22 protein-coding genes are annotated in these 23560 nt (G+C 73.0%); 4 read left to right on the top strand and 18 right to left on the bottom strand.

Going from position 1 to position 23560, the window contains the following annotated elements:
- Nucleotides 1–6 precede the first annotated feature (6 nt).
- From PSU4_RS15565 to dapE, 5 genes are all read right to left on the bottom strand, one after another.
- Complete coding sequence (locus PSU4_RS15565) at nt 7–957, bottom strand: glucosyl-3-phosphoglycerate synthase (protein ID WP_147108578.1); 951 nt, start codon at nt 955–957, stop codon at nt 7–9.
- Nucleotides 954–1769 carry a dihydropteroate synthase gene (folP, locus tag PSU4_RS15560; protein ID WP_147108656.1) on the bottom strand — a complete coding sequence of 272 codons (816 nt, stop codon included), beginning with the start codon at nt 1767–1769 and terminating at the stop codon, nt 954–956. The genes PSU4_RS15565 and folP overlap by 4 nt, the downstream gene beginning before the upstream one ends.
- 74 nt (nt 1770–1843) lie before the next feature.
- Nucleotides 1844–2443, bottom strand: a complete 600-nt coding sequence (locus tag PSU4_RS15555; RefSeq protein WP_147108576.1) for an LOG family protein — start codon at nt 2441–2443, stop codon at nt 1844–1846.
- Nucleotides 2443–3207, bottom strand: a complete 765-nt coding sequence (locus PSU4_RS15550; protein WP_147108573.1) for an LOG family protein — start codon at nt 3205–3207, stop codon at nt 2443–2445. The genes PSU4_RS15555 and PSU4_RS15550 overlap by 1 nt, the downstream gene beginning before the upstream one ends.
- 66 nt (nt 3208–3273) lie before the next feature.
- Nucleotides 3274–4350: a succinyl-diaminopimelate desuccinylase gene (gene dapE / locus PSU4_RS15545; RefSeq protein ID WP_147108570.1), complete on the bottom strand. Its 1077-nt coding sequence runs from the start codon at nt 4348–4350 to the stop codon at nt 3274–3276.
- Between the two features lie 60 nt (nt 4351–4410).
- Here dapE and dapD point away from each other — a divergent pair, with 60 nt between their 5' ends.
- Both dapD and PSU4_RS15535 read left to right on the top strand, forming a co-directional pair.
- On the top strand, nt 4411–5346 hold the full coding sequence (gene dapD, locus PSU4_RS15540; protein ID WP_147108567.1) for a 2,3,4,5-tetrahydropyridine-2,6-dicarboxylate N-succinyltransferase: 936 nt from the start codon (nt 4411–4413) through the stop codon (nt 5344–5346).
- Nucleotides 5347–5403: 57 nt separating this feature from the next.
- A complete protein-coding gene (locus PSU4_RS15535; RefSeq protein WP_147108564.1) occupies nt 5404–6408 on the top strand; it encodes a CHAD domain-containing protein in 1005 nt (334 codons plus the stop codon).
- On the opposite strand, the gene PSU4_RS15530 is transcribed toward PSU4_RS15535, so the two are convergent.
- The 3 genes from PSU4_RS15530 to fdxA are packed head-to-tail and all read right to left on the bottom strand — an operon-like array spanning nt 6365 to nt 9049.
- On the bottom strand, nt 6365–7597 hold the full coding sequence (locus tag PSU4_RS15530; protein ID WP_147108561.1) for an MFS transporter: 1233 nt from the start codon (nt 7595–7597) through the stop codon (nt 6365–6367). The two genes, PSU4_RS15535 and PSU4_RS15530, sit on opposite strands and share 44 nt — an antisense overlap.
- A gap of 10 nt (nt 7598–7607) precedes the next feature.
- Entirely contained in the window at nt 7608–8726 is a 1119-nt protein-coding gene (gene dapC, locus PSU4_RS15525; protein ID WP_147108558.1) for a succinyldiaminopimelate transaminase, read from the bottom strand.
- Nucleotides 8723–9049, bottom strand: coding sequence for a ferredoxin (gene fdxA / locus PSU4_RS15520; protein ID WP_147108555.1), 327 nt, complete (start codon nt 9047–9049; stop codon nt 8723–8725). Before fdxA ends, dapC begins: the two co-directional genes overlap by 4 nt.
- Before the next feature lie 136 nt (nt 9050–9185).
- Between fdxA and PSU4_RS15515 the strand changes: the two genes are divergently transcribed.
- Nucleotides 9186–10178, top strand: a complete 993-nt coding sequence (locus PSU4_RS15515) for a GNAT family N-acetyltransferase (protein ID WP_222596271.1) — start codon at nt 9186–9188, stop codon at nt 10176–10178.
- A gap of 93 nt (nt 10179–10271) precedes the next feature.
- Here the strand turns inward: PSU4_RS15515 and PSU4_RS15510 are convergent, their stop codons facing one another.
- The 9 genes from PSU4_RS15510 to typA form a co-directional block, all read right to left on the bottom strand.
- Nucleotides 10272–11024, bottom strand: a complete 753-nt coding sequence (locus PSU4_RS15510; protein ID WP_147108551.1) for a hypothetical protein — start codon at nt 11022–11024, stop codon at nt 10272–10274.
- On the bottom strand, nt 11024–11377 hold the full coding sequence (locus PSU4_RS15505; protein ID WP_147108548.1) for a hypothetical protein: 354 nt from the start codon (nt 11375–11377) through the stop codon (nt 11024–11026). The genes PSU4_RS15510 and PSU4_RS15505 overlap by 1 nt, the downstream gene beginning before the upstream one ends.
- A complete protein-coding gene (mshB, locus tag PSU4_RS15500; protein WP_147108545.1) occupies nt 11374–12267 on the bottom strand; it encodes an N-acetyl-1-D-myo-inositol-2-amino-2-deoxy-alpha-D-glucopyranoside deacetylase in 894 nt (297 codons plus the stop codon). Before mshB ends, PSU4_RS15505 begins: the two co-directional genes overlap by 4 nt.
- 126 nt (nt 12268–12393) lie before the next feature.
- A complete protein-coding gene (locus PSU4_RS32790; RefSeq protein ID WP_147108542.1) occupies nt 12394–14490 on the bottom strand; it encodes an ABC transporter ATP-binding protein in 2097 nt (698 codons plus the stop codon).
- Nucleotides 14490–15464 carry an ABC transporter permease gene (locus PSU4_RS15490; protein ID WP_147108539.1) on the bottom strand — a complete coding sequence of 325 codons (975 nt, stop codon included), beginning with the start codon at nt 15462–15464 and terminating at the stop codon, nt 14490–14492. The genes PSU4_RS32790 and PSU4_RS15490 overlap by 1 nt, the downstream gene beginning before the upstream one ends.
- Nucleotides 15465–15508: 44 nt before the next feature.
- Nucleotides 15509–16441 carry an ABC transporter permease gene (locus PSU4_RS15485; RefSeq protein WP_147108537.1) on the bottom strand — a complete coding sequence of 311 codons (933 nt, stop codon included), beginning with the start codon at nt 16439–16441 and terminating at the stop codon, nt 15509–15511.
- A gap of 70 nt (nt 16442–16511) precedes the next feature.
- Nucleotides 16512–18215 (bottom strand): peptide ABC transporter substrate-binding protein, encoded by a 1704-nt coding sequence (locus PSU4_RS15480; protein WP_147108533.1) that lies wholly within the window; start codon nt 18213–18215, stop codon nt 16512–16514.
- A gap of 233 nt (nt 18216–18448) precedes the next feature.
- Nucleotides 18449–20320: an ABC transporter family substrate-binding protein gene (locus tag PSU4_RS15475; protein ID WP_147108530.1), complete on the bottom strand. Its 1872-nt coding sequence runs from the start codon at nt 20318–20320 to the stop codon at nt 18449–18451.
- A gap of 74 nt (nt 20321–20394) precedes the next feature.
- Complete coding sequence (gene typA, locus PSU4_RS15470; RefSeq protein WP_147108528.1) at nt 20395–22332, bottom strand: translational GTPase TypA; 1938 nt, start codon at nt 22330–22332, stop codon at nt 20395–20397.
- A gap of 63 nt (nt 22333–22395) precedes the next feature.
- On the opposite strand from typA, the gene PSU4_RS31325 reads away from it, so the two are divergent.
- Nucleotides 22396–22545, top strand: coding sequence for a hypothetical protein (locus tag PSU4_RS31325; protein WP_186816975.1), 150 nt, complete (start codon nt 22396–22398; stop codon nt 22543–22545).
- A gap of 132 nt (nt 22546–22677) precedes the next feature.
- Here PSU4_RS31325 and PSU4_RS31320 read toward each other — a convergent pair whose 3' ends face one another.
- Nucleotides 22678–23436, bottom strand: coding sequence for a type IV toxin-antitoxin system AbiEi family antitoxin (locus PSU4_RS31320; RefSeq protein WP_186816974.1), 759 nt, complete (start codon nt 23434–23436; stop codon nt 22678–22680).
- Nucleotides 23437–23560: the final 124 nt, after the last annotated feature.

The following is a 23560-nucleotide window of genomic DNA, read 5'->3' as shown; positions in this document are numbered from 1 at the left end:
CCTGCATCACACCACGGGCCCCCGACGGGCAGCATCGCGCACCTCCCTCATGGGTGGCCGTTCGATCCCGGTGATCTCCCGCGGCTGTGGGACCCACTCCCCGTCGACCTGCACGAACTGCACGAGCGGGGCGCCGCTGTCGTGCGCGGCCGAACGTCGCAGCGCCGTCGCGGTGATCTGGCGCGCCATCGCCCCGAGCTGCAGCAGCGACCGGTTGCGGTGCTTGCGCACACCGAGGTTGACCTGCGCGATCGCGTCCATGCCCTGGGCGTCGAGGGTGTCGATGAGCAGCCCGATCTCGACGCCGTAGTCGGTGGCGAAGGGCAGCGTCTCCAGCAGGTCCCGGGTGGCGGCGTACTCGCCGCCGAGAGGCTGGACGACGGCCGTCAGCGGCGGGCGCAGCGCCGCGAGCAGGGGCCGGGCGACCAGTTCGGTAACGCGGCCACCGCCGTGGTCCAACGCCTGGGCGTCGCCGACCTCGAGACGCAAGGGCCGTCGGTAGAAGCCCTTGACCAGCCCGACGCCGTCCTCGGCCAGCAGCGGCCCGAGCAGCGCGGGGACGAACGCGGGGTCGACGTCGACGAGGTCGGAGTCGATGAAGCACAGGACGTCGCCGGTGGTCGCGGCGAGCGAGCGCCAGAGCACCTCGCCCTTCCCCGCGACCGGCGTCAGGTCGCCGAGCACATCGGTGCGGGCGACGACGCGCGCGCCCGCCGCCGCCGCGACCGCCGCGGTGCGGTCCGTCGACCCCGAGTCCATGACGACGAGCTCGTCGACCAGCGGATCCGGGCCCTGGGCCAGCGGCGCGATCGCGGTGACGACCCCACCGACGGTCGCCTCCTCGTCGAGGGCCGGGAGAACGACGGAGACCCGTCGGCCGGCCTTGGCAGCGACCAGCTCGTCGACGGTCCACGGCGGCCGCTGCCAGGTGCGCCGGGAGAACCAGTCGTCGCTCATGCCAGGGCTCGCACGGTACGTGCGGGCGGCCGTGTCCCCGCGATCGCCGCGACCATCTCGACGACGCGCCGGGTCGCCGCGACCTCGTGCGCCCGGAACATCCGCGCCCCCGCCGCCGCCGCGAGCGCGGTGGCCGCGAGCGTGCCCTCCAGCCGCTCCGTCACCTCCGCGACACCGAGCGTCTCCCCGACGAAGTCCTTGTTCGACAACGCCATCAGCACCGGCCACCCCGTCGCGACCAGCTCGTCGAGCCGGCGCAGCAGGGCCAGGCCGTGGAAGGTGTTCTTGCCGAAGTCGTGCGTCGGGTCGACCAGGATGCCCTCCCGCGGCACACCCATCGCGACGAGCCGCTCCGCCTGCCCGGTGACCTCGTCGATCACGTCGGTGACGACGTCGGCGTAGCGCACCCGGTGCGGGCGCAGCCGCGGCACCGCCTTGCCCGTGTGCGAGCACACGATGCCCGCGCCGGTCGCGGCCGCGACCTCGGCGAGGGCGGGGTCGGCGCCGCTCCAGGTGTCGTTGAGCAGGTCGGCGCCCTCCGCGACGGCGAGCCGCCCGACCTCCCCGCGCCACGTGTCGACGCTGATCACGACGTCGGGATGGCGGTCGCGGACGGCCACCACGAACGGGACGACGCGACGCACCTCCTCGTCGACGTCGACGTCCGGGCCGGGTCCCGCCTTGACCCCGCCGATGTCGATGACGTCGGCACCCTCGGCGACCGCCCGGTCGACGGCGGCCATCGCGGCGTCGTCGGTGAAGGTGGCGCCGCGGTCGTAGAACGAGTCCGGGGTCCGGTTCACGATGGCCATCACCAGCGCCCGGTCCCCCGCGACCGGTCGGGTGCCGAAGCGCAGCACGGAGCGGTCGCGGACACCGTCGATCGTCACGACATCGATGCTGTCACGTCGTGACGCGGGGCGCAGGCGTCCAGCGCCTCCGTCACCTTCGTGGCGACGATCAGCCGCTCGACCGCGGCGCCGCTCGCGAACCCGCGGTCGACCAGCCCGCGGACCCAGTCGAGCAGCCCGTCCCAGTGACCGTCCGGGTCGAGCAGGACGACCGGCTTGTCGTGCATGCCGAGCGTCGCGGCCGTCCAGACCTCGAACAGCTCCTCGCACGTGCCGATGCCGCCCGGCAACGCCAGGAACGCGCCCGCGTGGGCCTCCATGAGCGCCTTGCGCTCGCGCATCGTGTCGGTGACGACGAGCTCGTCGGCCGCGGTGTCGGCCACCTCCCGGTCGACGAGCGAGCGCGGGATCACCCCGAGGGTGCGCGACCCGCCCGCCCGCGCCGCCACGGCGACCGCCCCCATCATCGAGACGCGCCCGCCGCCGGAAACCAGGTCCCAGCCGCGGGCGGCGAGGCCGCTGCCGACGTCGGTCGCCAGGTCGAGGTAGTGCGCCGGGACCGCGAGCGACGACGCGCAGTAGACGGCGACGCTGAACCGTGCGCCGCTCGGTTCCTCCAGGTGCGGGGCCGCCATCAGTGCGCGTCCTCCCACGCCCGGTACGCCTCGTGCACCACCTTGACGGCATCGTCGACGTCGTCGGTGACGTGCAGCAGCGCCAGGTCCTTCTCCCCGATCTTGCCGCTCTCGAGGACGGGCCCGGAGATCCAGTCGTAGAGGCCCTGCCAGTACGCCCTGCCCAGCAGGACGACGGGGAACTTCGTGACCTTCTTCGTCTGCACCAGGGTGAGCGCCTCGAACAGCTCGTCGAGGGTGCCGAACCCGCCCGGCAGGCACACGAACGCCTGCGAGTACTTCACGAACATCGTCTTGCGCGCGAAGAAGTAGCGGAAGTTGATGCCGAGGTCGACCCAGTCGTTGAGGCCCTGCTCGAACGGCAGCTCGATGCCGAGGCCGACGGAGAAGCCGCCCGCCTCGTTGCAGCCCCGGTTGGCGGCCTCCATGACCCCGGGCCCGCCGCCGGTGATGACCGCGAAACCGTTGTCGGCCAACGCCGCGCCGAGTCGCATCCCCTGCTCGTACTCGGGGTGGTCGCGCGGGGTGCGGGCCGACCCGAACACGGTGACCGCGCGCGGCACCTCGGCGAGGGCGCCGAAGCCCTCGACGAACTCGGCCTGGATGCGCAGCACCCGCCAGGGGTCGGTGTGCACCCAGTCGGACGGGCCGCGCGAGTCGAGAAGTCGCTGGTCGGTGGTGGTGGCTTCGTTGCGGTGCTCCCGGCGCAGCACCACCGGGCCGCGCTGCTTCTCCTCGGGTCGACGACCCCCACTTGCTGTCATCAGACCACGATACGGACGCGCGGCCCCGCGCGATCGACGACGTGGCGACGGGCAGGTGAACGCGGGTCAGCCTGTGAGAAATCGACGGAGGACCTCGGTCGCCTCACGGATCCTCGCGACGTCGACGTGCTCCTCGCGGGTGTGGGCGAGGTTGGGGTCGCCGGGGCCGTAGTTGATCGCCGGGACGCCCAGCGCGGCGAACCGGGAGACGTCGGTCCAGCCGTACTTGGCCCGCGGCGTCGCCCCGGTGGCGGCGAGGAACTCCTGTGCCGCGGGGGCCGCGAGCCCGGGCAGCGCACCGGGCGAGAGATCGGTGACCTCGACGTCGAACCCGTCGAGGACCTCCCGGACGTGGGCGACGGCCTGGTCGGCGGAGCGGTCGGGGGCGAAGCGGAAGTTGACGGTGACGACGGCCTCGTCGGGCACGACGTTGCCCGCGACGCCGCCGGTGACCTTCACCGCCTGCAGGCCCTCGCGGTACTCGCAGCCGTCGATGTCGACGCGGCGCGGGCGGTAGGCCGCGAGCCGGGACAGCACCTGTCCGGCGCGGTGGATCGCGTTGTCCCCCAGCCAGGACCGGGCCGAGTGCGCGCGTCGTCCCATGGTGCGGACCTCCGCCCGCAGCGTGCCCTGGCAGCCGGCCTCGACCATGCCGTCGGTGGGTTCGCCCAGGATCGCGAGGTCGGCGCGCAGCCACTCGGGCAGCTCCCGCTCGATGCGGCCCAGCCCGTTGCGGGCCGCCTCGATCTCCTCGCAGTCGTAGAACACGACCGTCAGGTCATGCGCCGGCTCGGTGAGCGTCACGGCCAGGTGGGCGATGACGGCGTCGCCGGCCTTCATGTCCGACGTCCCGCAGCCGAAGAGCGTGTCGCCGTCGCGGCGGGAGGGAACGTTGCCGGCGATCGGGACGGTGTCGATGTGCCCGGCCAGCAGCACCCGCCGCGGCCGGCCCAGGTTCGTCCGCGCCAGCACCGACGCCCCCGACCGGACGACCTCCAGGTGCGGGGCCTGCGTCCGCAGCGCGTGCTCGATCGCGCCGGCCAGCGCGCCCTCGTCGCCGGAGACGCTCGGGACGTCGACGAGCGCGGCCGTGAGCTCGACGGGATCGGCGGTGAGGTCGAGGGCGGGTGCGGTGGTCGTCACGCGCAGGGACGGTACCCGGCGGGGTGGGGCGCACCACCGACGAGCGGCTACCGTTGGGGGGTGAGCACCGCATTCCGCACCGAGAGCGCGTCCGGCACGGGCCTGGCCACCGTCACCAGCGACGGGACCGTCCTCGACGTCTGGTACCCGGCCCCGGCGCTGGGTGCGGACGCCCCCGACGCGACCGCCGACCTGTCCCCCGCCGCTGGCGACGACGACGCCCGCGGCGTCACCGTCACGATCGTGCGGACGACGATCGGGTCGCTGGCCGACGCGCCCGTCGACGCCGCCGACGTCTACCTGCGGCTGCACCTGCTGTCGTGGCGGCTGGTGCGCCCGCACGAGGTCAACCTCGAAGGCGTGTTCGGGCTGCTCGCCAACGTCGTGTGGACCAACCACGGGCCGTGCATGCCCAAGGGCTTCGAGGCGGTCCGCGCCCGGCTGCGCGCCCGCGGCCCCGTCACCGTGTACAGCGTGGACAAGTTCCCGCGGATGGTCGACTACATCGTCCCGCCGGGGGTGCGGATCGCCGACGCCGACCGCGTGCGCCTGGGCGCGCACCTGGCCGAGGGCACCACGGTCATGCACGAGGGCTTCGTCAACTACAACGCCGGCACGCTGGGCGCGTCGATGGTCGAGGGCCGCATCTCCGCGGGCGTCGTCCTCGGCGAGGGCGCGGACCTGGGCGGCGGCGCGTCGACCATGGGCACCCTCTCCGGTGGCGGCAAGCAGGTCATCTCCGTCGGCGAACGCTGCCTGATCGGCGCCAACGCGGGCATCGGCATCTCGTTGGGCGCCGACTGTGTCGTCGAGTCCGGGCTCTACATCACCGCGGGCACGAAGGTGTCGCTGCCCGACGGCACGGTCACCGCGGCGCGCGAGCTGTCGGGGCAGGACGGGCTGCTGTTCCGCCGCAACTCGCAGACCGGTGCGGTCGAGGCGCTGCTGCGCACCGGCGAGGGCATCACGTTGAACGCGGCCCTGCACGCCAACTGAACGTGTGAGCGGCGGCATGTCCGGTCCGGTCACCCTGCTGCCCTAAGGTTGCACCCCGTGTCGCCCGCTCCCACGCGTCCCGCCCCGCGGGTCCGCACCGACGTCACCCACGTCCTCGAAACGCAGAACCCGCTGGTCGCCGCCCCCGGCGACTCGCCGGTGCACCACGTCCGCGTCGCGCTCGACACCCGGCTGCGCGCCCTGATCGCGCACGACCCCGGGACCCGCAGCGGCGAGGACATCGAGGACCTGCACCAGATGCGGGTCTCGGTGCGCCGGATGCGGGCCGCGCTGCGGTCGGCCCGCCCGCTGCTCGACGCCCAGTGGGCCGACGCGCTGCGCGGCGAGCTGGGCTGGCTGGGCGGTGCGCTGGGCCCGGTCCGCGACCTCGACGTGATGCTGCTGCGGCTGCGCGGTGAGGTGGCGACGCTGCCGGCCGCCGAGGAGGAGGCGGGCCAGGTCCTCGTCGCCGAGCTGGAGCGCGAGCACGACGAGGCCCGCGCCGAGATGCTCTCCGCGCTCGACGCCCCCCGCTACAGCGCGCTGCTGGAACGCATCGCCGACGCGGTGCGGCTGCCGCTGCCGACGCCGTCGGCCATGCAGCAGCAGCCCGCCCTGATCGACCTCGTCCGCACCGAGGCCCGCAAGCTCGCGAGTGCGGTGAGGAAGGCCGGCCCCGATCCCGAGGACGAGACGCTGCACGCGCTGCGCATCCTGGGCAAGCGGGTCCGCTACACCGGTGAGCTGGTCGAGCCCAGCCTGCGCGGCACCGCGCAGGGCAAGCAGGTCAAGCGGCTCATGGCGGCGACGGCCGACCTGCAGGAGGTCCTCGGCGACCACCAGGACGCCTGCGTCGCCGAACAGCGCATCCGGGAGCTGCTCGACCGGCTCGGCGAGCACCCCGACGCCGCCGGTGAGCTCGACGCCCACGTGGTGTTCGTCGCCGGGCGGCTGGTCGAGCGGGAACGGCACCGCGCCGAGGCCAAGCGCGCCGAGTGGTGGGCCGCGTGGGTCGCGGTCAGGGACCGGGCCGCGACGCTGGGCCGTCCGGCGTCGAGCTGAGCACGCGGGACCGCGGTTCGTCGCCGATCCGCCAGATCGCGCCCGCCTGCAGCAGACCACCGGCGACGAGGACGGCGATCGCCGCCCGGTAGCCGTCGGTGACGTCGATGAGCAGTCCCATGAGCAGCGGGGCGAGGCCCGCGGCCACGTAGCCCACACCGAGGGCGAGCCCGCTCACCGCGGCGCTGGCGTGCCCGTCGGGGGTCCGCCAGGCGATGACGGCCAGGCCCAGCGGGAACCCGGCGCCCATCCCGACACCCATCAGCACCGCCCAGGCCCACGGCCCCACCCCGGGCGGCTGCGGCAGCAGCATCGCGCCCAGCGTGCCCGCGATCCCGCAGGTGACCGTCGTCGTCGCCCAGAACCGCCACCGACGGCGCCGTTCGGCCAGCGCCGGGACCAGCAGTGCGGCGGGAATCTGGGTGATGCTCCACGCCGCGAGCAGGATCCCGGCCCGCTGCGGGCTCCAGCCCTGGCCCTCGTAGTAGGGCGCCAGCCAGGTGATCCAGCCGTAGAACATCGTCGACGTGCCCGCCTGGTAGCAGGCGCAGCGCCGGGCGAACGCGTCCCGCCACGGCAGCGCGAGCCGCGGCGCGGCCGTCGCCGGTTCGGCGATGCGCCCGGCGATGGGCATCCAGACGACGAAGGCCAGTACCGCCGGAACCGTCCACACCGCCATCGACCAGGACCAGCCGCCGAGGCCGACGGCGAGCGGCACCGCGATGGCCGACGCGACGGTCGCGCCCACCATCATCGACACGACGTAGCCGCCGGTCACCGCCCCGGCCCGGTCGGCCAGGTGGTGCTTCACGACGCCCGTCAGCTGCACCCCGGCCAGGCCGATGCCCAGCCCGATCAGCAGGCTCGCGACGACGAGCGTCGGCAGCGTCGGCACCGCGCGCAGCAGGCTGCCCACCGCGATCAGCGCGACCGACCAGCCCAGCCCGCGTTCCCGCCCGGTACGCGCGCTCACCGCCGGCCCGACGAACGACCCGAGGGCCATCATCAGGATGGCGCCCGACTGCACGAGGCCGGCCGCTCCCGCGCCGATCCCGAGGTCGGTACGGACGCTCTCGATCAGCGGCGGGTATCCGGCCAGCGACGCCCGCAGGTTGGCCGCGACCGCGAGAACGCCCAGCAGGACGACCCCCGCACCCGCCCGCTTCGTGGCGGGTCCGGCGACGTTCACCCCGACCGTCTCACCGCGACAGGCGCTCCACGGCGGCGTCGATCCGCTCGTCGCTCGCGCTCAGTGCGACGCGGACGAACTCGTCGCCCGCCGGGCCGTAGAACTCGCCCGGCGCCACGAGGACACCCTGTTCGGCCAGGCCGTGCACGGTGTCGCGGCCCGGACGCCCCTCGGTGGCCCACAGGTACAGGCCCGCCTCGGAGTGCTCGATGCGCATCCCGCGCGACTCCAGCGCCGCCCGCAACCGGACCCGGCGCGCGTCGTAGATCGCGCGCTGCGCGTCGACGTGCGCGTCGTCGGCCACCGCCGCCGCCATCGCCGCCTGCACGGGATGCGGCACGATCAGTCCGGCGTGCTTGCGGATCTCCAGCAGCCGCGACACCAGCGCCCGGTCCCCCGCGACGAACGCCGCCCGGTACCCGGCCAGGTTCGACGTCTTCGACAGCGAGTGCACCGCCAGCAGGCCGGTGTGGTCGCCGTCGCACACGTCGGGGTGCAGCACCGAGGTCGGCGCCGGATCGGCCACGCCGGGCAGGCCCAGATAGCACTCGTCGGACGCGACGACCGCGCCCCGCTCACGTGCCCACGCGACCACCTTGCGCAGATGGTCGACGGGCAGCACCCGGCCCGTCGGGTTCGACGGTGAGTTCAGCCACACCAGGCCCGTCCGGCGCGGTCCGATGCCGAGCAGACCGTCGGAACGGACGAAATCGGCACCCGCGAGCCGCGCCCCGACCTCGTACGTCGGGTAGGCCAGCTCCGGGATCACGACGAGGTCACCCGCGCCGAGGCCCAGCAGCGTCGGCAGCCACGCGATCAGCTCCTTCGAGCCGATCGTGGGCAGCACGGCAGCCGGGTCGGCCCCGGTGATGCCGAACCGCCTGCTCAGGGAGTCCGCGATCGCCTCACGCAGCGACGCGGGCCCGTAGGTCGTCGGGTATCCCGGGATGTCGGCGGCAGGACCGGTCAGCGCGGCACGCACCACGGCCGGGACCGGGTCGACCGGCGTACCGATCGACAGGTCCACGATCCCGCCGGGGTGCGCCCGCGCCAGCTCCTGGTCGCCCGCGAGCGAGTCCCAGGGGAAGTCCGGCAGGCCGGTCCGGTCGACCGTCCCCGCGGAGCTCACTCGTCGTGCGACTGGGGCGGCAACGTGAGGGCCGGGCCCGCGTCACGCGCGACCTTGCCGACCTTCGACGCGCCGCCCGGCGACCCGAGCTCGTCGAAGAACTCGGCGTTCGCCTTCTGGTAGGCGCCCCACTGCTCGGGGACGTCGTCCTCGTAGTAGATGGCCTCGACCGGGCAGACCGGCTCGCAGGCGCCGCAATCGACGCACTCGTCGGGGTGGATGTACATCTGCCGGCCACCCTCGTAGATGCAGTCCACGGGACACTCTTCGATGCACGCCTTGTCGAGCAGGTCGACGCATGGCTCGGCGATGACGTAGGTCACTTCGAAGTCCTCCACTCGGGACAGCAAGACTGCTGCCAGTATCCCTTGCCGCACTGATCGTCCCAGGGTGGGCGACGATCCGGCTGCCACAGTAACCCGGCGGCCTCGTCACCCGTGGGGAGAGGATTGCCTCACCATGACCGACGCGCCCCCACCGGCACCACCCGGCCGCGCCGCGCTCGACCCGCTCGTCGGCTCACGGGTCGCGCTGCGACACCACGTCGGCGAGCGCGACGGCCGCCCCCTCTACACCGACGCCGTCGGCACGCTGTCCGACGGCGGCGTCCGCGACGGGGTCGCGACCGTGGTCGTCGCCACCCGCCGGGGCGACGTCGTCGTGGCCCGCGACGCCGTCGTCGCCGTCCGGGAGGTGCCCCCCGCCGTGCCCCGCCGGGCGCCCTGGACCGACGTCGCACGCCTGCAGAACCTCTGTGCCGACGCCTGGCCCGCCCTGGTCGACCGGCCGCTCGGGGCGTGGCGGCTGCGGGCCGCGGGCGGGTTCAGCGGCCGCGCCAACGCCGCCGTCGCGGTCGGTGACCCGGGGGTCGGCACCGCGGCGGCGCTCTCGATCGTCCGCGGGTTCGCCGAGGAGCACGGCATCGCGCCGCGCGTGCTCGCACCCGTCGGGTCGCCGTGGTCGCGCGCCGTCCGCGCCGAGGGCTGGGTGCCCGACGCCGCCCACCAGCCCGGCCCCGAGGTGTCGACGCAGGTCGCGGCCTGCGAGGCCCTGGCCACCGACGCGCCGCTGCCGGTCCGCGACTCCCCGGCCGACGGCTGGTGGGACCTCGTACTCGGGTCGTCCCCGACACCGGCCCAACGGCACGTCCTCGCCTCGGCCGGGACCCGGATCGCGCACCTCGGGTTCGGGAGCACCGGCGACCTCTCCGGGGTCGTCCGGCTCGCCGTCGTCGACGACCACCTGCACGTCTCCCGGCTCGCCGTCGCCCCCGCGGCCCGCCGCAGCGGCGTCGGCACCGCGCTCGTCGCGGGAGCCGCCCGCTGGGGGCTGGAACACGGCGCCCGCTGGCTCGTCCTGCAGGTGTCGACGGCCGACCCCGGCGGCCTGGCCTTCTGGGCGTCGCTGGGGACCACGGAGCACCACCGCTACCACTACCTGGTCCCGGCCTGACCGTTCCCCGGCCGCCGCGGGCTCGAGCCGAACAACCGCGCGCAACCTCACGGTCCTCCGCGAGCGGTTTCGCAGCAGTGAGGTTGCGCGCCCTCAGCGGTGCGCGGCCAGCCGGCGGTGCGCCTTCTTCGACGCCCGCTTGAGCCCCGACCACTCCCCGAAGTACTTGCCGACGGCCCCGACGCCGGGCAGCAGACCGACCGCGTCGTGGTAGAAGCGGCCGTGGGGGCGCTTGTCGAGCTCGTCCTCCACCGCGTAGAGCGCCCGGCCCATCCGCCACAGCGCCGTCGTGACCCGCCGCGCCGTGGACCGGCCGTCGTCGTCGCGCAGGTCGCCGGTCATCTCGTCGGCGCGGGCGTCGGCGGCCGCGTCGGCCTGCGCGTCGGCGGTGCGCGGGGCGAGGTCCCGCTCGAACAGGATGTGCCCCAGCAGCGCGATGACCTCGTTCTCGTCGTCGACACCGTGCTCCCCGGCGATCGCGACGAGCAGCAGCCCCTGCCCCGCCGCCCCGACCGTCGACGACACCGGCAGGCTCCGCGCCAACGCGCCGCCCAGCCCCGGGACCGCGGCGGCGATCGTCGTCACCCGCCCGACGCGGTACACCCACCACTCGCACCGGTCCTGGACGCTCATCGACGCCCACCGTGCCGTTCCCGGCACCTTCACCTTCGCGAGGCCGTCGAGGAGCTTGTCACGCAGATCACGGTCGGCGTCGGCCTCCCGCGCGGGGCGGACCCGCAGGCCGAAGGGGTCGGCGTCGCGGAGCCCGGCGAGGACCGGGCGGGCGGCCCGCACGAAGGGCCGCAGGACCGCGACGACAGCGGCGTCGGAAATGGGCTCGGCCATCACGGCGTGCCCGGTCGCATCACGATGCCGCGCAACGCCACCAGCCCCGCGCCGATGCCCGCGATCGCCAGCAGACCGGACTGCCACGTCGCGGGGAGCATGACGTCGCCACCCGGGGCGACGGTGCCCAGGACGCCGAGGGTGAGGACGAACGCCACGATCGGCAGGCCCGCCGCGGCGGCCGACCCGAACTCCGCACCGGCGCCGCGGACCAGCCACGGCATCGTCACGATCGCGACGATCGTCCCCGCAGGAACGGGCACCGACCCGGCGTGGAGCGGCTGCAGGACCAGCTCGAACACCGCGAGCAGCACCGAGCACAACAGGATGAGGACGAGCGTCACGACCTTCACCGGCCGACCCCCTCCGACTCGACACCGGAGAACAGGTCCGTCTCCGACAGGCCCACGGGCGCACCGGCGAGGACGAACTCCTCGACGTCGATCAGCGGCTGCGCGACGTCGTTGCTCATCGCGTACGCCACCAGCCCGTCTTCCTTCTCCCACAGGTAGGCCTGCGTGACGTGGGCCCGGATCGCGGCGATGCGGGCGGCGCGCTGTGCGGTGCAGTCGATCCGCGTCGTGATCGTCTCGTCGGGCACCGACGGCAGCTCCCCCGGGCCGGGCATCCGGTACGGCATGCCCGCCTCCGCGGCCAGCCCGGCGAGCCCGGCGTCCAACGTGGACCGCCCCCGGACGACGAAGTAGACCTTCGCCACCGACGCCACCCGCGCCGCCGCGGCCACGGTGATCTCGTGGGCGCGGACGTGGTCGGGGTGGCCGTAGCCGCCGTCGTCGGCGTAGGTGACGACGACCTGGGGCTGCAGATCGGTGAGCAGCTCCACCAGAATGTCGATCTCCTCAGCGAGCTTCGCGGGGTCGGCGAAGGCACGGGGGTGCAGGTCGGCGCGGGCGGTGGCGCGGACCCCGCCGTCGCCGGCCAGCGCCATCCCGGAGTCGCGGAACCGGCCCACGCCGCCGAGGTAGAGGTGCCGCGGCCCGCCCAGCGCCTCGATCGCGCGGGCCAGCTCACCGATGCGGTAGCCGCCCAGCTGGTCGGCGCGGTCGGGGGCGAGCTCGGCCAGCTCGGCGGGGATGACCTCGCCCTCCTCGCCGAGGGTGCAGGTCACGACGGTGACGTCGGTGTCCGGGTCGGCGGCGTAGCGGGCGATCACTCCGCCCGTTGCGAGGGTCTCGTCGTCGGGATGGGCGTGCACGAGGACGAGCCGTCGGGAAGCGGTCACGGCGCCAATATCGCAGGGGTCACGGCAGTTCGCCGCCCCGGCCCACGTCACGAACGGCACAGTCGCGCAACTCAGTTGCGCGACTGTGCCGTTCGTTCGGGTGGTGGCCGCGCCCCGGAGCGGGGCTCAGCCGCGCAGGACCTCGCGTTCGCCCGCGAAGTGGCACGACACCTGGTGGCGGTCGGAGCCGGAGGCGGGCTGCAGGGTCGGGGGCTCCTCGATGCAGCGGCGCTTGTCGTCGTCGGAGAGCTGCAGGTGCTTCCAGCAGCGTGTCCGGAACCGGCAGCCCGAGGGCGGGTTGGCCGGGTTGGGCACGTCGCCGGTGAGCACGATCCGCTCCCGCGAGCGCTCGACGGCCGGGTCGGGGATCGGCACGGCCGAGATGAGCGCCTGCGTGTACGGGTGGTGGGGCCGCTCGAACAGGGCGTCTCGATCCGCGATCTCGACGATCCCGCCCAGGTACATGACCGCGACCCGGTCGGAGATGTGGCGCACCACCGACAGGTCGTGGGCGATGAACAGGTAGGTGAGCCCGAACTCCTGCTGCAGCTCCTCCAGCAGGTTCAGCACCTGCGCCTGGATGGAGACGTCGAGGGCGGAGACGGGCTCGTCGAGCACCACGAACTTCGGGTTGAGCGCGATGGCCCGGGCGATGCCGACGCGTTGGCGCTGCCCGCCGGAGAACTCGTGCGGGTAGCGGTCGGCGTACTCGGGCGCGAGCCCGACGGTCTCGAGCAGGTCGGGGATCGTCGACGACGTGACCTGCCCGCCGAGCAGCTCGTACTTCTCGGTGAGGATCTGGCGGACCGTCATGCGCGGGTTGAGCGACGCGTAAGGGTCCTGGAAGACGATCTGCATGTCGCGACGGGCCGCACGCAGCTTCGTCTGTGACAGGCCGGTGACGTCGACGCCACCGAGCTCGATGGTGCCGCTGGTGGGTTCGTGCAGCCGCAGGATGGCCCGCGCGGCCGTCGACTTCCCGCAGCCCGACTCCCCGACCAGCGACAACGTGGAGCCCTCGGTGATGTCGAGGGTCACGCCGTCGACGGCCTTCACCTCGCCGACGGTCCGCTTGACGAAGGTGCCGACCTTGATCGGGAAGTGCTTGACGAGCTCGCGCACCTCCAGCATGGGGGGGCGTTCGTCGACGGGGGTGTCGGCGGTGACGACGGGTGCGGGTTCGCGGGGCCGTTCGTGGGCGACCGCGACCTCGTCGGGGTGCACGCAGGCGTGCCGGTGCGCCGCGCCCGGGCTCGTGGGCACGAGCAGGGGGACCTCGGCGCGGCAGGCGTCGGTGGCGAAGGGGCAGCGCGGGTGGAAGGCACATCCCTGCGGGACGCGGGCGAGGTTGGGCGGCTGGCCGGGGATGGGTTCGAGCTTCTCCGGCCGGGCGTGGTCCATCCGCGTCAGGCTCGACAGCAGGCCGTGGGTGTAGGCGTGCCGGGGCGCGGTGAAGATCTCGTCGTTGCTGCCCTCCTCGACGACCCGGCCCGCGTACATGACCATGATCCGGTCGGCGTGGGCGGCGACGAGGCCGAGGTCGTGGGTGATGAGCACGATCGCGGTGTCGCGTTCGGCCTGCAGCTTCTCCAGCAGGCTCATGATCTGCGCCTGCACGGTGACGTCGAGCGCGGTGGTGGGCTCGTCGGCGATGAGGACCTTGGGGTCGTTGGCCAGGGCCATCGCGATCATGGCGCGCTGGCGCATGCCGCCGGAGAACTCGTGCGGGAACTGCGTGGCGCGCAGCCGCGGGTCGGGAATGCCGACCTCGGCGAGCAGTTCGACGGCCCGGCTCTTCGCGGCCGACTTCCCGACGCTCTGGTGGGCGCGGATCATCTCGGCGATCTGCTCCCCGACGCGGAACACGGGGTTCAGCGCGGTGAGCGGGTCCTGGAAGATCATCGCGATGTCCTTGCCGCGCAGGCGGCGCTGCTGCTGATCGGGCATGTCGAGCAGCGAACGGCCCTCCAGCAGCACACGGCCGCTGGGGAAGGTCGCGGGCGGGCTTGGCACCAGCCCGAGCAGGGTCATCGCGGAGACGGACTTGCCCGATCCGGACTCGCCGACGATCGCGAGGGTCTCCCCGGCGTCGACGTGCCAGCTGACGCCGTCGACGGCCTTGACGACGCCTCCCCCGGTCTGGAAGTGGACGCGCAGGTCCTGCACCTCGAGCAGGTGCTGCGCCCGCGTGGCCGCAGCGCCGGCGTTCTCGTCGCGCGCCATCAGTTGCCTCCCCGCAGCTTCGGGTCGAGCGAGTCGCGCATGCCGTCGGCGACGAACGCGAACCCGAGCGTCGTGATCGCGATGGCCAGCGCCGGGGCGAGCCACAGGTGGGCCTTGCCCTCGACCCGCAGGAACGGCGTGGCCTGCGAGATCAGCCGGCCCCATTCCGGCACGTCCGGCGGCACCCCGATGCCCAGGTAGGACAGCGAGGCCATGGCGACGATGACGACGCCGATGTTGGTGAACGCGTAGACGAGCACGGGCGCGATGGCGTTGGGCAGGACGTGGCGCATGACGATGCGCCGGTTGTCCGCGCCGATCGACCGGGCCGCCTCGACGTACTCGGCCTCGCGCAGGGCCAGGACCTGACCGCGGGTGAGCCGCGCCGTCGTCATCCAGCCCAGCGCGACGAGCGCGACGATCACCGGGGTGACGCCGCCGCCGACGGCCCGGACGATGACGATCGCGCCGACGAGCGGCGGGAACGCCAGGAAGACGTCGATGAAGCGCGCGATGATCCCGTCCCAGGCGCCGCCCTTGAACCCGGCGACCGCACCCAGGGTGAGGCCGATGAGCAGCGAGAACGCCACGGTGAGCAGGCCGACGAGGATGGCCAGCCGGCAGCCGTAGACGATCCCGGAGAACAGGTCACGGCCCAGGACGTCGGTGCCGAACCAGTGGTCGGCGCTCGGCGGCTGCAGCGTGTTGGCGAGGTTCTGCTCGAACGCGTCGTAGGGCGTCACGTACGGGCCGATGATCGCGAGCACGATCAGTACGGTCACGATCGCGAGCCCGACCATCGCGAGCCGGTTGCGGACGAACCGCCGCCGGATGTCGGCGAGCTGCCCGGACCCGCGCGCGGCCAGCGGCACGGTGGTGCCGCCCGCCGCGGCGTCGGCCCCGGGCAGCACCAGTCCGCTGCTCGTGGCGTCGGCGTCGGCCGGGGATCCCCCGGCTGAGGTCGGTGTGGTCATGTGGTGGGACCGCCCTCTTCAGGTCGCTCAGCACCGCTGCCGGCTCAGCTGAGCCGGATCCGCGGGTCGAGAAAGGCGTAGAGGATGTCGACGAGCATGCTGATCAGCACGTACGCGACGACGCTGAACACGACGACCGCGATGATGATCGGGGCGTTGCTGTTCACGATCGCTCTCGACAACAGATATCCGACGCCGTTGTACTGGAAGATCGTCTCGGTGATGATCGCGCCGCCGAACAGCACGCCGAGCGACACGCCGACGTAGGTGACGACGGGGATCATCGAGTTGCGCATGGCGTGCTTGCCGATGACGGTCCGCTCGGACAGGCCCTTGGCCCGCGCGGTGCGGATGTAGTCGGCGCGCAGCACCTCGAGCATCGATCCGCGCATGAGCCGGGCGATGAACGCCGCGTCGATGATCGCGAGCGTGAACGCCGGCAGCAGCACCTCCTGGTACCAGGGGACCTGGACCGTGAAACTTCGTGGGACCGAGGGGAAAGGACCCCATCCCGAGACGTTGGCGACGAGCACGACGCCGATGACGAACACGGGGATGCCGATGGCGAGCGTCGCGATCACGGTGACCAGGACGTCCCAGAACGAGTAGCGCTTCACGGCGGCGATGACGCCGGCGATGACGCCGATCAGGATGTCGATGATGATCGCGACGATCGCGAGCCGCACCGTATTGGGCACCGCCGCCTCGAGCAGCTGCGACACCGGCCGGTGCTGGTCGTAGTCGATCCCGAAGTCGCCGCGGACCATGTTGCCGACGTAGATCAGGTACTGCAGCGGCAGCGGCTTGTCGAGGCCGAACTTCTCGCGGTTGGCCTGCGCGATGTCCGGGGGGACCGCCTTCTCCCCCGACGACGCGAAGGGGTCGCCGAGCGCGAAGGTGGCCAGGAAGATCAGGAAGGTGGCGGCGAGGATGACCAGGACGGCCTGGACCAGTCGCCGCACGATGAAGCGAGCCATGTAACCGGCTTTCGACGCACGGGGAGGCGGTTCCCGGCCCGGGTCACGGGCCGGGAACCACCCCTGACGGTCACTTGAGCGTGATCTCCGACAGCGTCGGGTTCTCCCAGAAGTCCATGCGGACGTTGCCGAACGTCGCGGTGTTGGCCATCCGGAACTGCTGGCGGGCGAACAGCGGGATCAGCGCCAGGTCGTCACCGATCGCGATCTTCTCGGCCTGCTTGTAGAAGTCGTCGCGCTCGGCCTCGTCCTGGGTCGCGGCGGCCTTGGCGAGCAGGTCGTCGAACTGCGGGTTGCTGTAGCGGCCACGGTTGTCACCGACGGCGACGTCCTGCGGCGTGGCGGCACCGATCGCCGCGGTCGACAGCAGCGGCGTGAGGAAGTTGCCGGCCGTCGGGTAGTCGGCGGTCCAGCCGGCGCGGAACAGGCCGCTGGCGTCGGGCTGCTGCTCGTTGACCAGCAGGTCGCGGAACGGCACGCCCGAGTAGTTCACCTTCAGGCCCAGGTTCGTCTCGAGCTGCTGCTTGACCGCCGCGGTCCACTCCTCGTGGCCACCACCGGTGTTGAACTGGAAGTTCACCTCGGTGCCGGGGGTCAGGCCGGCCTTCTGCGCCAGGTTCTTCGCCTCGTCGACGTCGTACTTGCACGCCTCGCAGACACCCGGCTGGTAGACCTTGGTGAACGAGGCCGGTACGAACGCGTCGGCGGGGACCTGCGAGCCCTGGAACACGCCCTGGGTGATCGCGGCCCGGTCGATCGCCATCGAGATAGCCTTGCGGGCGTCGGCGGTGTCGAGCGGCTTGGTGGTCACCGAGACGAGCAGGTAGTTGATGCCCGCCGTCTTCTTGGAGATCCACTGGTTCTTGGGCTCCTGCGCCGAACGCGCCTGCGACAGCAGCGGCGTCGGGACGCGGGCCCAGTCGAACTGGCCGTTGTTGAAGCCGTCGTACTCGGCCTGGATGCCGGTGTCGGCCGGGGTGATGGTGATCTCGACGGCGTCGAGGTTCGCCTTCGGGCCGGCGCCGTAGGTGTCGTTGCGGACCAGCTTGATTCCGCGGTCGTGCTGCCACGGGCCGTCCATCTTGAACGGGCCGTTGCCGATGGGCTGGTCGTTGTAGGTCTTGTTGTCGGCAGCGCCCGCGACGGTCGGGACCGGGGCGAGCGGCGGGGCCGCGGTGCGCAGGTTGAACTCGCAGTCGGGCTTGGACAGGGCGACCTTCAGGCTCGCCGGGTCGGTCGCGTCGACGCCCGAGAGCGTCGTCGCGGAGCCGGCCTGCATCTCGTCGAAGCCCTTGACCTCGTTGAGGTGGTAGGCGACGTCGGAGCCCGAGTCCTTGGCCGAGGTGCGCTCCCAGCCACGCTTGAACGCCGCGGAGTCGACGGGTTCACCGTTGGAGAAGGTCTGGTTCGGCTTGAGCGTGAACGTCCACGCCGTGCAGTCGGCGTTGGGCTCCCACTTCGAGGCCACACCGTCGTAGACGTCACCGTTGGGCTTGACGTTGACCAGGCCGGTGAACAGCGCCTTGTTGACGAGGATGCCCTCGGACTCCTGGGCGTTGTACGGGTCGATCGCCGTCGGCTCCGTGATGCCCAGCCGGAACGTCCCACCGGGTTTGCCCGCCACCGGGGGCAGGTCCTGGGTCTCGGGGAACCCGACGGAGGCCTGACCGCTCCCGCTCGTCCCCGTGTTGGACTTCTGGCTGCACCCCGTGAGGACCATCCCGACCACCGCGGTGAGCGCGATGGCCGACAGGGCCGTCCTCGATCTCCTCATCGACTCCATGCCTCTCTGCTGACGCTGCCGGTCCGCGGGTTCGCCGCGGCGCCCGGACGAGCAACCGCCGGTCGCGCCATGTTCGGGCGGACCCGCGTATCCCCGGACGGTAGGAAGCCCGTTCTGCCTCGTCACGGACACCGGCATGATCGTGACCAAAGGGTGATTGGCCGGTGACTGCCCGCGACAGCGCGCGCTACCGCCGGGTAACTTAGCCCTCGACGTTCACCCGCTCAACCCGGGGGCGCCGTCCAGCGTTGAGCGCCCGTCAACGGGCCCGTGCGGAGGGGGCCCGGGGAGATCCCGGTCGACGTGTCCGTCGCGGTGGTGCTCACGACCATGGACACCTGCTGGTAGATCGGGAGCACCGGCAGCTGCGCCCACAGCACCTTCTCCACGACGGCCTGCGTCCCGGGCTCGGCGGTGCCGTCGACCAGGCCGTCGAGCAGGGACTGCAGCGCCGGGAAGCAGAACCGCGTCGGGCTCGTGGCCGCCGTCGCGCCGCCCGGCAGCGCGACGGGACAGCCGTAGTCGGAGGCATAACGGGCGCTGACGTCGCCACCCACGGGACGCGGCAGGACCATCACGTCGGCCCGGACCCGGCCCGTCGGGGGCGCCTGCGTGGTGCTCGTGGCGCCGCTCGTCGGCGGAGTGGTCGTCGTGGGCGGCGGGGTCGTCCGGGTCGTCGTTCTCGACCTGGTCGACGTCGTCGGCGGCGCCGACCCCGTTGCCGACACCGTCGCGCCCGGGGCGGCGGGGTCGGTCGTCGGCGGGGTCGCCGGGACGTCGGGCTGGGCGAACAGGTCCGCCGCCGGCGGGGCCAGCACCGTCGTGGTGATCCCGCCCGCCGTCAGCTGCATCGCCACCGCCTGCGCGAGCTCCACGTCCTGCGGACGCTCCGCCGCCGCCGCGACCACGATCTCCAACGGCTGCCCACCGACCGTCCACCGGCCCTGCGCGTCGCGCACGTAGCCCGCCGCCAGCATGAGCCGTTGCGCCTCAGCGGGATTCGGCGTCGCCGGCGCCCCCACCGGTGCCGTCGACGCGTACCCGGTCTCCGACGGCGCGAGCCCGAACGCGTCGGCCGCCGACGAGCCCGGCGCCACCTGCGCGCGCAACGCGTCCCGGTCCAGCATCGCCGCCACGGCCTGGCGCACCCGCACGTCGGACAACGGCCCCACGTCCGAGCGGAACCCCAGCCCCGTCACGACGGGCAGCGGCGCGTCCTGCGTCCGCACCGTCGGACCCAGCGCCGCGAGCAGCTGCCGCACCGTCGGGTCCGCCTCCGGGAGCGCCGCGTCGAGATCGCCCGAGCGCAGCTCGTCGACCATCGTGGAGTCGTCCACCGCGCGCAGCACGATCCGGTCCAGCCCGGCCGGCGTCGCCCAGTACAGGTCGTTGCGCGCCAACACGACCTCGCCGCGCGCCCGGTCCACCGTGACCACCCGGAACGGCCCGCCCGACGCCGGCAGGCCGCCCGCGAGCGCGCCCGTCCACGAGCCGGGTGCGTCCTTCAGGATGTGGGCGGGCAGCAGCCCCGAGAACAGCTCCTGCCAATGGTCGTACGGCCTCGAGAACACCACGTCGACAGCCTTGCCACCCGCTCGCGACCGCACGTCCGTGATCAACGAGTAGCCCGCCGCGTCGACCGTCCCCGGCTCGGAGCGCATCCGCTCCCACAGGTAGACGAAGTCCTCCGCCGCGATCGGCGCGTTCGACGTCCACGACGCCTCCACGTTGAGCTCGTAGCTCACCGTGAACGGATCCGTCGACGTCACCCGCGCGCTCGTCGCGACCGTCCGGTCCAGGCGCAGCGTGCCGTCGACGTCCGGGCGGAACACCGACGGCAGCACCAACGTCTCCAGCGCCGTCGTCACCGGCGACTGGTGCGCCAACAGGTGCGGGTTGAACCCGGCGCCGATCGACTCCACACCGACCGTCACCGTCGTCGGCTCCGGCTGAGCCGGCGCCGTGGTCGTCGTGGGCGGCGGGGCGACCACCCGCGGCGCGGGCTCGTTCACGCACGCCGCCAGCAGACCCGCCAGGACCACGACGATCAGGGCACGCAGCAAACCAGGGCCGACACCACCGCCCCTGCGTGCCACGCGCTCCTCCTGCGCCCGAGTCCTCCGACCCCCGCGACCATCGTCGCATCGGGACCGGAGGCCGGTGCGGCGGGTCAGTTGGCGGCCGCTGCCTTGGCGCGGGCGCGCGCCCGGCCCCGCAGGTGCGAGTCCAGCTCCGCCTTCCGGATGCGGACGTTCTCCGGGGTCACCTCGACGCACTCGTCGTTGGCGCAGAACTCCAGCGACTGCTCCAGTGTCAGGATCGTCGGCGGCGTGAGCTTCACCAGCTCGTCACCGGTCGACTTGCGCATGTTCGTGAGCTTCTTCTCCCGCACGATGTTGACCTCGAGGTCCTCGTTGCGGGTGTACTCACCGATGACCATGCCGTCGTAGACCTGGGTGCCCGGGCCGACGAACAGCACACCACGGTCGGCCAGCGCATCGACCGCGTAGGCCGTCACCGGGCCGGACCGGTCGGCGATCAGCGAACCGCGCAGGCGGCTGGAGATCTCGCCGACCCACGGTCCGTAGCCGTCGAACACGTGGCTCGCGATGCCCGCGCCGCGCGTGATCGTCAGGAACTCCGTGCGGAAGCCGATCAGGCCCCGGCTCGGAACTCGGAAGTCCAGCCGGACCCGGTTCTCCCCGTGCACCATCTGGCTCATGTCGCCCTTGCGGGCCGCGAGCAGCTGCGTCACCGCGCCGAGGCTGTCGGTCGGCACGTCGATCGAGAGCTGCTCGAACGGCTCGTGCAGCTTGCCGTCGATCACCTTGGTGACGACCTCCGGCTTGCCGACGGTCAGCTCGAAACCCTCGCGGCGCATCGTCTCCACGAGGATGGCGAGCGCCAGCTCGCCACGGCCCTGCACCTCCCAGGTGTCGGGTCGCTCGGTGGGCAGCACGCGCAGCGACACGTTGCCGACCAGCTCCGAGTCCAGCCGGCTCTTCACCTGCCGGGCCGTCAGCTTCTGGCCCGGGTGCGGGTCACGACCCACCAGCGGCGACGTGTTGATGCCGATCGTCATCGAGATCGCCGGCTCGTCGACGTGGATACGCTCCAGCGCGACCGGGTTCTCCGGATCGGCCAGCGTGTCGCCGATCATCACGTCCGGGATGCCCGCGACGGCCACGATGTCGCCCGCGTAGGCGACGTCGGCCTGCACCCGGGTCAGCGCCTCGGTGCGCAGCAGCTCCGTGATCTTGACGCGGGTGACCTTGCCGCCGTCCTGCATCCACGCGACCTGCTGACCGCGGCGGATCTCGCCCGCCCGGATGCGGCACAGCGCGATACGACCGAGGAAGTTCGTCGCGTCGAGGTTGGTGACGTGCGCCTGCAGCGGCGCGGTCGGGTCGTCCGCGGGCGGCGGGACGGTCTCGAGCAGCACGTCGAACAGCGGCTGCAGGTCCGGGGAGTCGGGCATCTCGCCGTCGGCCGGGCGGCTGCGGCTCGCGCGACCGGCCCGCCCCGACGCGTACACGACCGGCAGGTCGAGCAGGTGCGCCGTCTGGTCCTCGCCGAGCTCCAGCTCGTCGGCCAGCTCGAGCAGCAGCTCCAGCGACTCGTCGACGACCTCCTCGATCCGGGCGTCGGGCCGGTCGGTCTTGTTGACGACCAGCAGCACCGGCAGGCCGGCCGCGAGGGTCTTGCGCAGGACGAAACGGGTCTGGGGCAGCGGGCCCTCGGACGCGTCGACGAGCAGGGCGACACCGTCGACCATCGACAGACCGCGCTCCACCTCGCCACCGAAGTCCGCGTGCCCGGGGGTGTCGATGACGTTGATCGTGGTGCCGTGCCAGTTGACCGTCGTGTTCTTCGCGAGAATGGTGATGCCCTTCTCGCGCTCGAGATCACCGGAGTCCATCACCCGGTCGACGAGCTCCGCGCGCTCACCGAAGGCACCGGACGCGCGCAACATGGCGTCGACGAGCGTCGTCTTGCCGTGGTCGACGTGCGCCACGATGGCGATGTTGCGCAGCCCTCCGCGCGAATCCGGCAGGCCGCGGTCCGCGGTCGCCGGTGCAGCGTCGAGGGTGGTCCCAGCTGTGCTCACACTTCACGGTATCCCGGCGCGACCCTGGCCCTTCCCCCGGCGTGAGGTTAGGCTCGCCTGGCGATGGGCAAAGTGAAGAAGAAGTGCTGCCGTTCGAAACCCAAACGGTGCCGCAACTGCCCGGTCGTCGCGCAGCGCCTGCACCGCATGGCGGCCGACGAGCTGAGCGGCAAAGCACTCAAGAAGGCCGTCAAGCTGGCGCGCGTGTACTAGTCCCGACCAGCGGTTTCGCCTGCCCGCCCCCTCCTCCCCGCCGCGGCGCCCGCGCGCGCCGCGCCTCGCCGGAACCGCTCTCGCGACGCTGTGCGCGCCGACTCCCCCAGCGTCTCACCCCGGTGATCGGAATCACCCCGCGATCCAGGCCCTCTCCCGCACCATCGCGACGACCTCGGCGTCCTCCCCCGTGCCGACGACGGTCGCCCAGCCCCGCGGCGCCGGCTCCCCGCTGCCGCACACCAGGACGCGGTGGACCGGACAGACCACGGCCTTCCGCCCCGGCACGACGTGCGCCGGCACCCCCGCCCGCCGCAGCATCCCCGCCAGCCGCAACCGCGCCCGCAGCTCCGCCCGCTCCGCCGCCTCCGCGAGCAACCGCTCCCCCACCCCGGCACGCTCGGAAGCCGCCACGACCTCCTCCCGCGGCACCGTCCTCGCCGGCACCGCGTCCAGGAACGCGACACCGATCTCCGACGCGGTCTCCAGCACGGTCAACGGGAGCGCCGTGACGGGCAGGCCCCGATGCTCGCCGAGATCAGCGACCGGCAACGTCCGCCGCCGCACCACCACCCCCGGCCGCCGCCCCACTGCGCGCCGACGCGGCACCGTCACCGCGATCGTCGACGGCGCCCGCACCGGCAACCCCAGCCACCACGCCGCCGCGACCCCCGACAGCACCGCCCCCTCCCCCGCCCACAGCACCGCGGCCCACACCCGGGCCTCGTCGGTACGTGGGGCGTCGCCGACCAGATAGACCCGCGGGTGCACGGGATGCCACCGCCTCCGGGCGACCCGCCGGTCGACCTCCTGCGGGGTCAGCCCCGACTCCAGGGCCTGGACCCGGGACACGACCCCGGCCTGCGTGGCGAGCACGTCGTCGAGACACATGCCGCTCCGACGCCTCGCACCCCCGCCCGGTTCCACCCCGCCCAGGATCGGTCGCAGCCGCAAACGACCGGGTGGGCCGCGGGCGAGCAAGAACCCGCGCGCAACCTCACTGCTATCCCGCGCC

This window comes from Pseudonocardia sulfidoxydans NBRC 16205, assembly GCF_007989085.1.
GTDB classification, from domain to species: domain Bacteria; phylum Actinomycetota; class Actinomycetes; order Mycobacteriales; family Pseudonocardiaceae; genus Pseudonocardia; species Pseudonocardia sulfidoxydans.
Note: the sequence above shows the minus strand (reverse complement) of the source record. Positions and strands in the feature narration are given on the sequence as shown.

Bases quoted from the DNA above. Each gene is read 5' to 3' on its own strand.
- PSU4_RS15510 (WP_147108551.1), bottom strand. From the start codon at position 11,024: ATGGCCGAGCCCATTTCCGACGCCGCTGTCGTCGCGGTCCTGCGGCCC.
- PSU4_RS15490 (WP_147108539.1), bottom strand. From the start codon at position 15,464: ATGACCACACCGACCTCAGCCGGGGGATCCCCGGCCGACGCCGACGCC.
- PSU4_RS15515 (WP_222596271.1), top strand. From the start codon at position 9,186: ATGACCGACGCGCCCCCACCGGCACCACCCGGCCGCGCCGCGCTCGAC.
- PSU4_RS31320 (WP_186816974.1), bottom strand. From the start codon at position 23,436: ATGTGTCTCGACGACGTGCTCGCCACGCAGGCCGGGGTCGTGTCCCGG.
- PSU4_RS31325 (WP_186816975.1), top strand. From the start codon at position 22,396: ATGGGCAAAGTGAAGAAGAAGTGCTGCCGTTCGAAACCCAAACGGTGC.
- PSU4_RS15480 (WP_147108533.1), bottom strand. From the start codon at position 18,215: ATGAGGAGATCGAGGACGGCCCTGTCGGCCATCGCGCTCACCGCGGTG.
- PSU4_RS32790 (WP_147108542.1), bottom strand. From the start codon at position 14,490: ATGGCGCGCGACGAGAACGCCGGCGCTGCGGCCACGCGGGCGCAGCAC.
- PSU4_RS15550 (WP_147108573.1), bottom strand. From the start codon at position 3,207: ATGACAGCAAGTGGGGGTCGTCGACCCGAGGAGAAGCAGCGCGGCCCG.
- PSU4_RS15555 (WP_147108576.1), bottom strand. From the start codon at position 2,443: ATGGCGGCCCCGCACCTGGAGGAACCGAGCGGCGCACGGTTCAGCGTC.
- PSU4_RS15485 (WP_147108537.1), bottom strand. From the start codon at position 16,441: ATGGCTCGCTTCATCGTGCGGCGACTGGTCCAGGCCGTCCTGGTCATC.
- PSU4_RS15565 (WP_147108578.1), bottom strand. From the start codon at position 957: ATGAGCGACGACTGGTTCTCCCGGCGCACCTGGCAGCGGCCGCCGTGG.
- folP (WP_147108656.1), bottom strand. From the start codon at position 1,769: ATGGCCATCGTGAACCGGACCCCGGACTCGTTCTACGACCGCGGCGCC.